This is a genomic window from Nitratireductor rhodophyticola, from assembly GCF_019891355.1.
GTDB lineage: Bacteria > Pseudomonadota > Alphaproteobacteria > Rhizobiales > Rhizobiaceae > Nitratireductor > Nitratireductor rhodophyticola.
Window position 1 is genome coordinate 848,041 of the sequence record NZ_JAHSSF010000002.1, and the last position, 12,808, is coordinate 860,848.

The 12,808-nt window shown below is 62.8% G+C and carries 10 protein-coding genes; 6 read left to right on the top strand and 4 right to left on the bottom strand.

Annotated features, from left to right (window positions below; translation table 11 throughout):
- Positions 1-5 precede the first annotated feature (5 nt).
- The 3 genes from KUG85_RS09615 to KUG85_RS09625 all read left to right on the top strand — a co-directional run bounded on the left by KUG85_RS09615 (position 6) and on the right by KUG85_RS09625 (position 2,478).
- Positions 6-842: a purine-nucleoside phosphorylase gene (locus KUG85_RS09615; protein WP_223005020.1), complete on the top strand. Its 837-nt coding sequence runs from the start codon at positions 6-8 to the stop codon at positions 840-842.
- A gap of 2 nt (positions 843-844) precedes the next feature.
- Positions 845-1,627, top strand: a complete 783-nt coding sequence (locus tag KUG85_RS09620) for an SDR family NAD(P)-dependent oxidoreductase (RefSeq protein WP_223005021.1) — start codon at positions 845-847, stop codon at positions 1,625-1,627.
- An 83-nt stretch (positions 1,628-1,710) separates the two neighbouring features.
- Positions 1,711-2,478: an SDR family NAD(P)-dependent oxidoreductase gene (locus KUG85_RS09625; RefSeq protein WP_223005022.1), complete on the top strand. Its 768-nt coding sequence runs from the start codon at positions 1,711-1,713 to the stop codon at positions 2,476-2,478.
- A 223-nt stretch (positions 2,479-2,701) separates the two neighbouring features.
- On the opposite strand, the gene mtnA is transcribed toward KUG85_RS09625, so the two are convergent.
- Positions 2,702-3,811 carry an S-methyl-5-thioribose-1-phosphate isomerase gene (gene mtnA, locus KUG85_RS09630; protein WP_223005023.1) on the bottom strand — a complete coding sequence of 370 codons (1,110 nt, stop codon included), beginning with the start codon at positions 3,809-3,811 and terminating at the stop codon, positions 2,702-2,704.
- Positions 3,808-5,073, bottom strand: coding sequence for an S-methyl-5-thioribose kinase (gene mtnK, locus KUG85_RS09635; RefSeq protein ID WP_223005024.1), 1,266 nt, complete (start codon positions 5,071-5,073; stop codon positions 3,808-3,810). Before mtnK ends, mtnA begins: the two co-directional genes overlap by 4 nt.
- Before the next feature lie 205 nt (positions 5,074-5,278).
- On the opposite strand from mtnK, the gene KUG85_RS09640 reads away from it, so the two are divergent.
- The 3 genes from KUG85_RS09640 to KUG85_RS09650 are packed head-to-tail and all read left to right on the top strand — an operon-like array spanning position 5,279 to position 8,963.
- Positions 5,279-6,796, top strand: coding sequence for a sugar ABC transporter ATP-binding protein (locus tag KUG85_RS09640; protein WP_223005025.1), 1,518 nt, complete (start codon positions 5,279-5,281; stop codon positions 6,794-6,796).
- Positions 6,797-6,799: 3 nt separating this feature from the next.
- The gene (locus tag KUG85_RS09645) at positions 6,800-7,867 is read left to right on the top strand and encodes an ABC transporter permease (protein WP_245291769.1); all 1,068 of its coding nucleotides are present in this window, start codon (positions 6,800-6,802) and stop codon (positions 7,865-7,867) included.
- 40 nt (positions 7,868-7,907) lie between these two features.
- Positions 7,908-8,963 (top strand): substrate-binding domain-containing protein, encoded by a 1,056-nt coding sequence (locus KUG85_RS09650; RefSeq protein WP_223005026.1) that lies wholly within the window; start codon positions 7,908-7,910, stop codon positions 8,961-8,963.
- Between the two features lie 688 nt (positions 8,964-9,651).
- Here KUG85_RS09650 and KUG85_RS09655 read toward each other — a convergent pair.
- Both KUG85_RS09655 and KUG85_RS09660 read right to left on the bottom strand, forming a co-directional pair.
- On the bottom strand, positions 9,652-11,706 hold the full coding sequence (locus KUG85_RS09655; protein WP_223005027.1) for a bifunctional aldolase/short-chain dehydrogenase: 2,055 nt from the start codon (positions 11,704-11,706) through the stop codon (positions 9,652-9,654).
- Between the two features lie 45 nt (positions 11,707-11,751).
- Complete coding sequence (locus tag KUG85_RS09660) at positions 11,752-12,717, bottom strand: sugar-binding transcriptional regulator (RefSeq protein WP_223005028.1); 966 nt, start codon at positions 12,715-12,717, stop codon at positions 11,752-11,754.
- Positions 12,718-12,808 lie beyond the last annotated feature (91 nt).

The following is a 12,808-nucleotide window of genomic DNA, read 5'->3' on the forward strand; positions in this document are numbered from 1 at the left end:
ATGAAATGAGCGAAAGCCAACTCGCGCGTCTTGAACGCGCCCATGCATCGATTGCCAAGCGGGCAGGGGCGCCAGCACCCATCGCCATCATGCTGGGGTCGGGGCTCGGCCAGCTCGCCGACCGGGTGGAGGATGCAGTCACGATCCCTTACGGAGAGGTCGAGGGCTTTCCGGTCTCCACCGCACCCGGCCACAAGGGCGCTTTCGTGATCGGCCATCTGGAAGGCCAGCGCGTGATCATGATGCAGGGCCGGCTGCATCTTTATGAAGGCTGGTCGCCGCGCGACATTGCGCTTGCCGTCTATCTGCTCAAGCGCCTCGGTGCACAAACGCTGATCGTCACCAATGCCGCCGGCTCGCTCAATCCCGATTACGACCCCGGAGACGTGATGCTCATCGAGGATCACATGAACTTCACGGGGCTGAACCCGCTGGTCGGGCCCAATGACGATGAGATCGGCCTGCGCTTTCCCGACATGTCGCGCGCCTATGATCCTGACCTTCTTGCCATGACAAAGAAGGCGGCGGATGCGGCTGGCATTGCCGTCCGGCAGGGCATCTATGCGGGCGTCCTGGGACCGTCCCTCGAAACCTCGGCGGAGCGCCGCTATTACCGCGCCTCGGGTTCGGACGCCGTCGGCATGTCGACGGTGACCGAGGTGATTGCCGCTGGCCACGCATCGCTGCCCGTCATCGGGCTTTCGGCCATCACCAACAAGGCGACCGGCGGTCCCGACCAGCAGCCCGACACGATCGAAGAGGTGTTTGCCAATGCCGAAATTGCCGGGCGCAAAATCGAGGCGATCCTGGCCAAGCTTCTGCCCAACCTGAAAGGAGCCTGATCATGGCTGCAACCATCCCACCCGTCGCATCATTGCTTGATCTCACCGGTCGCACGGTCATCGTCACCGGCGCCAGCGGCGGCATTGGCGGCGGCATTGCACGGCGGCTGCATGAGGCGGGTGCGAATGTGGTGTGTCACTACAATGGCAACAAAAGTGCCGCCGAGGCGCTTGCGGGCGAATTGGGCGCGCGGGCGTTCGCTGCCGGCGGTGACCTTTCGAAGGAAGCCGAAGCGGCCTCTCTCATGCAAGCGGCGCTCGAAGAATTCGGCGCTGTTCACGGCGTGGTCAACAATGCCGGCTTCCAGCCTGTCGAGGCGTTGCGGGAGATCGACGAGGCCGGCTGGGCGCAGATGATGGCGATCAACACCGGCGCTCCGTTTCTCCTGACGCGCGCTCTTGCCGACCATGTGGAGGCGCGTGGTGGCGGTGGTGCGGTCGTCAACATCGCCTCCATCGAAGGGCATCAGCCGGCCCCCGGCCATGCCCATTATGCGGCCTCCAAGGCCGCGCTTTTGATGTTCACCAAGGCGGCAGCGCTGGAGCTTGGCGGGCTTGGCATTCGCGTCAATTCCGTCTCTCCGGGTCTGATCCACCGCGACGGCATCGAGGAAGGTTGGCCCGAAGGTGTGAACCGCTGGAAGGAGGCGGCACCGCTTGGCCGGCTCGGCCAGCCGGAGGATATCGGCGACGCCGCGCTCTTCCTTCTCTCAGAGGCTTCGCGCTGGGTGAGCGGCACGAACATCACCGTCGACGGTGGCGTCAGCGCCCGCTCGACCTGGTGAGAAAACCAAACTGAAACAGACAATTACAACAAGAATCGGAATCAGACCGTGAGGTGAGTTCCGAAGAATGACAGGGGCTTGGAATGAAGGCACTTGAAGGCAAGGTCATCGCGGTTACCGGGGCAGCCGGCGGTATTGGCCGTGGCATCGCTCAGGCGATCATCGAGGCGGGCGGGCGCGTGGCGCTGCTCGATCTGCCGGGGCCAAAACTCGAGGCGGCACTCAAGGATCTGGGCGGCGAACCCAATGTCATGGCGGCTGCAAGCGACGTGACCGACAGCGCCAGCATGGAGGCCGCGTTCAACGAGGTGGTGGTCCGTATGGGCAGGCTTGACGGTCTGGTCAACAATGCCGGCGTGGTGCGGCTTGGGGCAGCAGACAAATTGACCGGAGACGACGTCGATCTCGAAATGGCGGTCAATGTGAAGGGGGTTCTGCTCGCCTCGCAGGCAGCCGCGCGCCAGATGGAAAAGGGCGGCGCGATCGTTAACATCGCGTCGAATGCCGGCAAGGTCGGCTATCCCAACATGGCCGGCTACAACGCCTCCAAGGCGGCGGTGATCAACCTGACCCGCTCGCTCTCGCTCGAATGGGCAGCACGCGGGATCAACGTCAACGCCGTGTGCCCGGGTGGCGTGGCAACCGACATGCTCAAGACGGTGGCTGACTTCATCGTCGGTGGCGATGCGGCGAAGTCGGAAGAGATGATGAAGCAGATGGTTCCCGCACAGCTTGGCCGTCACATCCAGCCGGTCGAGGTGGGGCGTGTGGTTGTTTTTCTGTTGTCTGATGCGGCAATGATCATCCGCGGACAGTCCATCACCATTGATGGTGGCGACACGCCTTATTGATGGGCGCGCTGCCCTCGTGGTTCGACAGGCTCACCATGAGGGCCTTTGGCGTGGCGGAGGGCGGCATCAAGGCGCCAGGAGAGGCGTCGATATAGCCCTCATGGTGAGCCTGTCGAACCACGAGGGCGGGGCGATTTCCGGATTTCCGGAAAACGCCTGAAAATTCCCGAAAACGATTCAGAAACAGGTGATTTTCAAGAATTTCTGAATCGTTTTCTGAGATTCACGCAGCGTTCGATTTCGCCCGGTCGGGGAAGAGTTTGGCGAGCCCTTCGGGGGAGGCATCGGCGATGCCGCGCTCGGTGATGAGACCGGTGACAAGCCGGGCCGGCGTCACGTCGAAGGCGGGGTTTCCGGCAGGCGATGCCTCGGGCGAAATCCGCACCTGCCGCACCTTGCCGTCCTCATCCTTGCCCCAGACGAGAGAGACCTCGTCGCCCGAACGTTCCTCGATGGGAATCTCCTTCACGCCGTCATGCACCGTCCAGTCGATGGTGGGCGAGGGGAGTGCGACATAGAAGGGGACATTGTTGTCCTTCGCCGCCAGCGCCTTCAGATAGGTGCCGATCTTGTTGCAGACATCGCCATCGGCGGTGGTGCGGTCGGTGCCGACGATCACCATGTCCACCATGCCGTGCTGCATGAGATGGCCACCGGCATTGTCGACCACCAGCGTGTGGGGAACGCCGTGGCCGGCCATTTCCCAGGCGGTGAGCTGAGCGCCCTGGTTGCGCGGGCGGGTTTCGTCCACATAGACATGAACGGCAATGCCTTCTTCCACCGCGTGGTAGATGGGCGAGGTGGCGGTGCCGAAATCGACGGTGGCCAGCCAGCCGGCATTGCAGTGGGTGAGAATGTTGACCGGCTCGCCGGGCTTCTTGCGTGCGGCGATCTCGCGAATGATTTCGAGACCGTTCCGGCCGATGCTGCGGTTCAACTCCACATCTTCATCGGCGATCTCGGCGGCGCGCCTGTAGGCCGCCCCGGCGCGGTCGGCCTCGGGAATGTCGCGCAGGAGGCCGCGCATTTCATCCAGCGCCCAGCGCAGATTGATCGCGGTGGGGCGCGTCTCGTGGAGCTGTTCCCACACCGCATCGAGTGCGGCATCGGAAGCATCCTCGCGCATGCGCATGGCAACGCCATAGGCGGCGGTGACGCCGATCAGCGGCGCGCCGCGTACCCACATGTCGCGGATGGCAGTGGCGATGCCCTCGACGGTCTGCACGTTTTCGATGCGCAGCTCATGCGGCAGCCAGCGCTGGTCGATGAGATCGACAGACCAGCCATCCTCGTTCACCCAGATGGTGCGGTAGTGCTTGTCTCCAACCTTCATGACAGTTTCCCCTGATCAAGTGCTTCGGCCAGCCTATCAAGCTCGGCCAGCGACTGAATGTTGTTGCGATTGACGACGATGTGGCGGCCGAATTTCAGAGCCGGTGCCTCGCAGGAGGCACGAAGCTTCTCGTCGGCGATGTCCTCAAAGTCGGCATTGTGGGCAAGCCCCAGAATGCGGCGGTGCATCTCGATGCCGGCAAAGCCAAGCATGTCGGTCCACAGATCGTGGATCACATGGTTGAGCGCCTGTTCGGCGGCGAGCCCGTCGTCCTGATCTTCATATAGGGCGGTTTGATAAAGAATTCCGCTGCGCTCGGTGCGCCACAGTTGGGCGAACTCGTCGCGGAAGGTGGTCCATGTCTCGGAGATGACGCCAAGCAGATAGCCGCGCATGGAGGCGCGGCTGCCCTGTTCCTCATGCCCGCGCTGGGAGAAATAGGCCATCCAGTAATTGGCAAGCAACATGCCGACATCGAAGGCCATGGGGCCGTAGAAGGCGAATTCCGGATCGATGACGCGGGTATCGTCCTTCGTGACCATGACGGAGCCGGAATGGAGATCGCCATGCACCATGGTCTCGGCTTTTGAAGCAAAGAGGTGCTTCATGCGCTGGGCGGCGACCTTCAGATCGCGGTCTGAACGCAGTTCCTTCACCAAAGCGTCGAGACCGGGCGTGTGCCGGTTCATCGGCGCTTCGAAATAGGGATCGGAAAAGACGAGATTTTCCGTGATGTCGCATAGGTCGACATTGTCGGCGAAGAGGGCGAGATCGGCCTTGCGGTCTGCCGCTTTCATGGAAAGGTCGGACCCTCGGAAGAGGGTGCGGGCCATGAAAAGGCCGAGGTCCCTGCCGATCTTCGGCAGTTCCTGCCCCTCGATAAGGGCGCGGCGCAGAATGATGTGCGGGGACAGGAACTCCATGGCGATGAGGGCCTGCGCCTCATCGAAGTAATAGACGGCAGGCACGGTTCCCGGCGCGCGTTTTTCCTGGCGGGTCAGCGCGTGATATTCGAAGAAGGAGCGCTTCAGGGGAAGCGGCCAGCTGTCGCCGACGAGCCGCACATAGGGCAATGCCTGCTTGATGATGAGCGTTTGCGCTTCACCTTCCACGATGAAGACGAGATTGAGATTGCCGTCGCCCACTTCGCGGACTTTCCAAGCGGCGGGCGTGCCCCCGAGACGGTCCGCAATCTCGGGGATGCTGCCAAGGCGATCCGGCAGGGTTTCCACCGTCAAAGCCTCGAAGGCGTTCTCTTTCATCTCTCCGTCTCCTCCCTTTCGCACGCGAGCGTGCGACGTTTGCCCCTCATCCGCCTGCCGGCACCTTCTTCCCGCGTGCGGGGAGAAGGACGATGGCCATGGTGCCAGCGTCGTCAATTCTGATGCCACGCTACCAATGCTCTGTCATTTGTCAATCGTGTTGACAAATGCTTGTTACCTGATAGCGTCATATTGGGAGGAGAGCATGGGCGACACCGCCGTTTTTCGTATTGCCGGCCTGACCAAGGCATTCGGACCCAACGCTGTGTTGCGTGGAGTGGGGCTCGACCTGCGCGCTGGCGAGGTAACGGTTCTGATGGGCGCCAACGGCGCCGGCAAGTCGACGCTCGTCAAGATCATGAGCGGCGTTCACCGCGCCGACCGTGGTGTGATGATGCTGGGCGACAAGCCTTTCTCTCCTGCCACCCCGGCAGAAGCGATGCGCGCCGGCGTGGTGACGGTGCATCAAAACATCAATGACGGTGTGGTGGGCGCGCTCGACGTGGCCAGCAATCTGGTGCTCGACCGGCTGAATGGCGCGGGCAGCGGCTTCTTCTTCAATCCGCGCAAGGTGCGGCGTGAGGCGCGCGACGTGGCCGAGCGCATGGGGCTGGGGATCGATCTTGGCGCGGAAGTGACCGACCTTTCGCTGGCCGACCGGCAGATGGTGGCGATTGCGCGCGCCATGTCGCACGAGCCGCAGGTGATGATCCTCGATGAACCAACCTCTTCGCTTTCGAGCAATGAGGCCGAACGGCTGTTCGCGCTCATCGACCGGCTGAAGGCGCGTGGCGTCGCCATTCTCTATATTTCGCACCGCATGTCGGATATCCGCCGTGTTGCCGACAGGATCGTGAGCCTGCGCGACGGGGCGATTGTCGGCCAGTTCGAAGACAAGCCGCTCGATTACGAAGGCGCGGTCAATGCCATGCTGGGGCAGAATCTCGGCCGCCACAGCATTGATGTGCGCGCGGCGGGGACGCCGGTCTTTTCGGCGCGTGATTTGAGGATCGCACAGGGTGCAAAGCCGATCTCGCTTGAACTGGGTGCGGGCGAGATCGTGGCCGTGACGGGCCTTGTGGGCGTGGGCAAGACGCAGCTAGCAGAAACCCTTTTTGGCATTCACGCGCCTCTGTCGGGCACGATGGAGCTGGACGGCAGACCCTATGCGCCAAAGACGCCGCAGAGCGCGATCCGGGATGGCGTTTTCCTCGTCGCCAAGGACCGCGCCTCCACGGGCATCGTGCCGGAATTCAACATTTATGAGAATATGAGCCTGCCCTTTCTGCCGCGTTTCGCCAATGTGGGCGTGATGCGGCGGCGCAGCGAGCGCCAGACGGCGCGTGACCAGATTGCCGATCTGAAGATCGTCTGCCGCTCCGAGCGCGACGATCTGGCAACGCTTTCAGGCGGCAATCAGCAAAAGGTGACGGTGGCGCGCTGGCTGACGCAGCCCTCGCGGCTTCTGATCCTGGACGAGCCGTTTCAGGGCGTCGACATTGCCGCGCGCCACGACATCGCGGCCAAGCTGCGCGAAAGCGCCCGTGACCGCGCGACACTGGTCTTTCTGACCGAACTGGACGAGGCGCTGGAGACGGCCGACCGCATCCTCGTCATGTCCGAGAACACGATTGTCGGCGAGCATCGCAATGCCGACGTGGATATGGACCGGCTGCTGGCCGAAGTGGCCGGCCAGCGTCTGGAACCCGCAGGGAGCGTTTAGAGAATGGACAGCCGTACGGCGGACAAGACCCCGGTTGAAACCCCGGCTGAGGCGCTGGCGCAGCCGAAAGACGGCCGCTCGCTGCGCGAGCTGGCCATCCGCTATGGCTTTCTGAGCCTGCTGGTGGGGCTGATCATCTTCTTTTCGCTTGCCACGCGCGGCTTCACCTCGCCGCAGGCGGCGGTCTTCATCCTACAATCCGTTTCGATTACCGGCATTCTGGCGCTTGGCGTGACAGCGACGCTGGTGGTGGGCGGCTTCGACCTCTCCATCGGCTCGATTGCCACAAGCTCGATGATGGCGGCGGCCTATGTGATGGTGGTGCTGGAGCAGAACGCGCTTGTCGCGGTTTTGGTGTGCCTCGCCATCGGCGCGCTGGTCGGGCTGATCAACGGTTTGATCATCTGCTACATGCGGGTGCCCGATCTTCTGGCGACGCTCGGAATGATGTTCCTGCTGATCGGTCTGCAGCGCATTCCGACCGAAGGGCGCTCCATCGCCACCGGCATGACGCTGCCTGATGGCTCGACCGCCGAGGGCACGTTCAGCCAGGCCTTTCTGGCGCTCGGCCGACATCGGTTCGACCTCTTCATCGAAAATCTTGTGCCGGCCTCGGTGGTGGTGCTGATCGTGCTTGCCATCCTGATCTGGTTCTTCCTCGAATACACGCGGTTTGGCCGCATGATGTATGCGGTGGGATCCAATGCGCGGGCTGCGGAATTCGCCGGCGCGCCGGTCAAGGCCTACCGCATCTGGGCCTATGTGATCTCGGGCGTCTTCGCCTCGATCGGCGGCATTCTTCTGGCCGCGCGCCTGGGACGTGGCGACATCGCATCGGGCAACAATCTGCTTCTGGATGCGGTGGCGGCGGCGCTGATCGGTTTTGCGGTGCTGGGCGCTGCCAAGCCGAACGCGTTCGGAACGGCCATCGGGGCGCTGTTCGTCGGCGTGCTCCTGCAGGGGCTCACCATGATGAACGTGCCGTATTACACGCAGGATTTCGTCAAGGGCGCGGTGCTCGTCATCGCTCTGATCTTCACCTTTGCGCTTCTGGGGAGGAATGCCCGGTAGCGCCCGTTCAAGAGAAAACAGGCAGTGGAGGAGTAAGAGTATGGAAATTTCACGCAGACTTCTGGGCAAGATGGCCGCGGCACTGGCCGGCGCCACCATGCTTCTGCCGGCAGCCGCCGGCGCGCAGGACAAACCCGCGCCATTCGACAATCCGGGCGATGTGGAGATCGCGCTGGTGCGTTATCTTTCCACGGGCGATTTCTTTCAGGCCTATCTTTCGGGCGTGGAAAAGCAGGCTGAGGCGCTGGGCGTGAACCTGCGCGTGCTCGACAGCCGGCAGGACGCCGCCCTTCAGGCCGACATGGTGGATCAGGCGATTGCGCTTGGTGTTGATGGCATCATCATCCAGCACGGCCTGACCGAATCCATGAAGGAAGCCGCACAGCGCGCCGTCGATGCGGGCATCAAGGTCGTGGCTTTCGACGTGAATGTCGAGAATGATGCGATCCCGCAGATCGAGCAGTCCGACCGGGATTTGGCGCGGCTGGCGCTGGAACAGGCGATCAAGGACAATGGCGAGGCGTGGAAGGCGGGCTATGTCTATGTGGCCGGCATTGCGCCGCTCGACCGCCGCGACGAGACCTGGCGCGAGTTCAAGGAAAAATATTCGGGCATCGAGGAAGTGGCGCAGTTCGGCACGCTCGACAATCCGATCGCCAATTCGGTGGCCAACCAAGCGCGCTCGGTGGTGACGGCAAACCCGGACATTCAGGTCATGTTCGCGCCCTATGACGAATTCGCCAAGGGCGTGAAGATCGCCGTGGACGAGGCCGGTCTTTCCGACAGCATCAAGATCTATTCGGCTGACGTTTCGACGGCTGACATTTCGGCCATGCGTGAGCCGGGCAGCGCCTGGGTGGCGACAGCTGCCACGAACCCCGCCGTTGTGGGCGAGGTTTCGGTGCGCGCGCTTGCCATGCTTCTGGCCGGCGAGGAGCCGGGCAAGAGCGTCATCGTTCCGCCGACGCTGATCACCCAGCAGGCGCTGAACGATGGCGACATCAAGAACATGGACGACCTCTCGGCGAAGATGCCGCAGTTTGCCCATGCCGATGTGGCGGTGCCGGATTGGATGCCGCTGCCTGAGCGGGACTGAGGCCGCGAGTGGGATGGATTGAAGAGGGCGGCTTTCGGGTCGCCCTTTTTGTTTTGCGCGGAGATGATGGTGCGTGTCCTTTCCCTCGGCCCTTCGACAAGCTCAGGGTGAGGGAAAGGGCAAGGAGGCCGGGGGGCGGCTTGAACGGGGTACTTGGCTCGCGATGAAGTGGCGACGAAAGCCCTCATCCTGAGCTTGTCGAAGGGCGAGGGCGGGATGGCAGGCGCGATCTTTGCAGTGTTGGCGCTTGCCCCTCATCCGCCTGCCGGCACCTTCTCCCCGCTGGCGGGGAGAAGGAAAGCGCGGAGATGATTGTGCGAGCCCTTTCCCTCGGCCCTTCGCCTTTCGGCAAGCTCAAGATGCTCAGGATGAGGGAAAGGGCAAGGAGGCCGGGGGTGGCTTGAACGGGGTACGTGGCTTGCGGTGAAGTGGCAACGAAAGCCCTCATCCTGAGCCTGTCGAAGGGCGAGTGCGGGATGGCGGGCGCGATCTTGTGATCGTTGGAGCTCGCCCCTCATCCGCCTGCCGGCACCTTCTCCCCGCTGGCGGGGAGAAGGAAAGCGTGGAGAGGGTGGTGGAGCTGTTTCAACGTTGCGATTGGAGGCGTGACAATCGAAGCTTCCTCCTTCTCCCCGTTTACGGGGAGAAGGTGCCGGCAGGCGGATGAGGGGCCTGCCGGCTCTCTATATCAGCGCAGTGCTGCCGCGATGTTGCCGCCGTCGACGGTGGTGACGTCGGCGGTGGTGCGTTCGGCAAGGGCGTGGTTGAGGAAAGCCTGCGCCACATCCTCGGCGCGGACCTCGAGGCCGAGAAGATTGCCGCCCATATAATCCTTCTCCGAAACGCCGCGCGCGGTGGAGCGGTTGGCGATCATCTCGTTGGTCAGAAGGCCGGAACGGATGCGGTCGGCGTTGACCGCGTTGGAACGGACCCCGATGGAGCCGTAATCCAGCGCATATTGGCGCGAGAGGAACAGCGTTGCCGCCTTGGGCAGGCCGTAGGCGCCGAAATTCGCCCCCGGATTGACCGCCTGCTTGGAGGCGTTGAAGAGGAGAACGCCGCCGGTGCCCTGCTGCTTGAAGAGGCGCACCGCATTCTGCGCAACGCTCTGATGAGCGAAGAAATTGAGCTCGAAACTCTTGCGCAGCGTGGCGTCTTCCAGCTCGCCGATCTTGCCTTCCCATGCCGCACCCGCATTGGAGACGACGATGTCGACACCGCCGAACACATCGCGCGCCTTGTCGAAGGCGGCGCGCACGGCTGTCGCGTCGGTCACGTCGGCACCAATGCCGATGGCGGCATTGCCGATTGATTTCGCGACCTCTTCGGCCTTGTCGGCATGCATGTCGACGACCACCACATGGGAGCCCTGCGATGCGAAAAGTTTTGCCGTGGCGGCACCGATGGCACCTGCGCCGCCGGTGACCAGCGTGACCTGGCCGGACAGCGGCTTGGGCTTGTTGGAGGCGAGCTTGGCCTGTTCAAGCGACCAGTATTCCAACTCGAAGAGATCGGAGAGCGCGAGCGGGTGGAAGGAGCCGATGGCCTCGGCACCGGTGACCGCTTCCACCAGCATCTCGCCCACATCGGCGGCGATCTTCGCCTCCTTCATGCTGCGGCCATGGCCGATGAGGCCGAGCCCGCGCACCAGTGTGAGGCGCGGCATGGTGTCGAGCATGGTGCGCTCGACATCGTCGGCGGCGTTGTTGGTCTCGAAATAGTCCTTGTAGCGGGCGGAGAATTCCGCGACTTTTTCGCGGATCACCTTGCCATAGTCATTGAGCTTGCCGGCTTCCGGCGCGGGCAGAACCATGGGGCCGGTCTTGATGCGGATCGAAAGGTCCGGCGTGGAGACGCCGCGGGTGGCGAGTTCTTCGGCCGTGTCGGCGTTCACATAATCGAGGATTTTCGGCGAGGTGCGGAAATCGCAGACCATGCGGCCATATTTGCCCTCGCCCTCGTCAATAGCGATCGCGCCGCGCAGATAGGGCATGATCTCGGACGGCGTGGCAAGTTCCTTGGGAAGCGCCACCGGCTTGAAGGGAGCCTTGCCGTTTTTGGCCACATAGTCCTCGGCCATGGTGACGAACTCGATCATGAGATCGTAGGCCGTCTTCGCGTCTTCGGCGAAGGTGAAGATGCCGTGCTTGTCGAGGATCAGGCCCTCGACGGACGGGTTCTTGTCGTAGATGTCGGCGGCTTCCTTGGCGAGGTCGAAGCCCGGCTTGATGTAGGGCACGAAGCCGAGCCGGTCGCCAAAGACCTTTCTGCAGAGCGCTTCGGAATCTTTCTGGTCGACCAGCGCGAGGATGGCGGTCGAGTGGGTGTGGTCGACGAATTTGTGCGGCAGGAAGGCGTGGAGCAGGGTCTCGATGGATGGGTTTGGGGAACCCGGATCGATGAGGTTGGCGCGCTGCATGGCAACCATGTCTTCGTCGGCCAGCGCATCGAGCTTGCGGGCGGCCAGAAGCGCGTCCATCTTCACGGCAGGCAGGCCTTCCGGCTCGATCACGCCCATGTCCCAGCCGCTGCCCTTGACGCAGAGCACGTCATATTCGCGGCCCAGAATGTCGGTCGCCTTGCTTTTCAGCGAGGTGTTGCCGCCGCCATGCAGCACGAGGCGCGGCTCGCCGCCCAGAAGGCGGGTCGTGTAGACGCGCAGCGCCAGATCGCGGTCGACGCCCTTTGCGGCGTAATGCTCGACAAGCTTTTCGGCTTCGCTGTCTTTCCAGAGGTTCTGCATGTCTGTCCTGTATGTGTCTTGAAGGGTTGCGCTTGCCGGCGTGGATCAGGCCGGCGTGGGTTCACTGGCGATGTGATGCTTCAGAAGCTTCGTCGCCATGGATGACGTGGTCACCAGATGGGTGAAGAAACGGCCGGCGATTGCGGCCTGCAGGGGTTCGAATTTCTCGTCTTCCTGAACCACCATCAGGCGTTTCGGAATGGCGCGGATGGCGTCGAAATCGGCCGAGATCATGCGCCGGTTGTAGTCGCAGTCGAGCAGCGTTCCGGTGGCGGTGATGATCTGGCCGGCGATGACGCCGGTCGCGCCCATCGCCTTGAGCTTCTCCAGTTCCTCGATGCTGAGCGCACCGCATTTGATGACATGGCTGTCGATATCGAGCGCACCCACGGTGAACAGCGCCAGATCGCAGTCGCCGATGCCGTCGAGCTGTTCGCGGATGACGGGCTCTTCGCGCAGGGCGCGGGCCAGTTCCTCGGTGCTCAGAACAAGGGGGGCATAGAAGTTCAGACCCTTGGCGTTCAGACGGCGGGCGATCTCCATCGTGCACTGATCGGGGCGATAGGCATAGGGCGAGCCGAGATTGCCGCACATTTCAACGACAGTGACGCCTTCGCGGTCGGCATAGCTCATCGCATCGGCGATGTCGTAGACCGTACGTCCCCAGGCCACGCAGACACGATCGCCATTCTCGACCATCTCGAGAAAGACATTTGCGGCGAGGGTGGGAATCTCCGAGGCTGGTGAAGGGGAAAAGGCATCCTCGCCCACAAGCCAGACGGTCTCCAGCCCGAACGCATCCTCCATCTGGCGTGCAAGGCGCTCGCCACTGAAGAGATGCGTGGAGGTGGAGATGTTGACGATGCCGGCCTCGCGCGCCTTGCGCAGATAAAGCGCCACCGACGCGCGCGAAATGTTCAGCCGCCGCGCGACTTCGTCCTGACGCAGGCCATGCGTATAATAAAGCCAGGCGGCCTTGTGTATGATCTGGTCTGCAGGACGATAAGCCATTCCACGCCTCCTTTCGACATTATTCACGGCGATTGACAAAAGTCAATTCACCGTCGGGAAGAAGGGGCAGGCTTGGGGAGCGGGGGAGCGG

Coding starts and splice junctions, on each gene's coding strand:
- KUG85_RS09650 (WP_223005026.1), top strand. CDS start 7,908: ATGGAAATTTCACGCAGACTTCTGGGCAAGATGGCCGCGGCACTGGCC.
- KUG85_RS09625 (WP_223005022.1), top strand. CDS start 1,711: ATGAAGGCACTTGAAGGCAAGGTCATCGCGGTTACCGGGGCAGCCGGC.
- KUG85_RS09645 (WP_245291769.1), top strand. CDS start 6,800: ATGGACAGCCGTACGGCGGACAAGACCCCGGTTGAAACCCCGGCTGAG.
- KUG85_RS09655 (WP_223005027.1), bottom strand. CDS start 11,706: ATGCAGAACCTCTGGAAAGACAGCGAAGCCGAAAAGCTTGTCGAGCAT.
- KUG85_RS09620 (WP_223005021.1), top strand. CDS start 845: ATGGCTGCAACCATCCCACCCGTCGCATCATTGCTTGATCTCACCGGT.
- mtnA (WP_223005023.1), bottom strand. CDS start 3,811: ATGAAGGTTGGAGACAAGCACTACCGCACCATCTGGGTGAACGAGGAT.
- KUG85_RS09660 (WP_223005028.1), bottom strand. CDS start 12,717: ATGGCTTATCGTCCTGCAGACCAGATCATACACAAGGCCGCCTGGCTT.
- KUG85_RS09640 (WP_223005025.1), top strand. CDS start 5,279: ATGGGCGACACCGCCGTTTTTCGTATTGCCGGCCTGACCAAGGCATTC.
- mtnK (WP_223005024.1), bottom strand. CDS start 5,073: ATGAAAGAGAACGCCTTCGAGGCTTTGACGGTGGAAACCCTGCCGGAT.
- KUG85_RS09615 (WP_223005020.1), top strand. CDS start 6: ATGAGCGAAAGCCAACTCGCGCGTCTTGAACGCGCCCATGCATCGATT.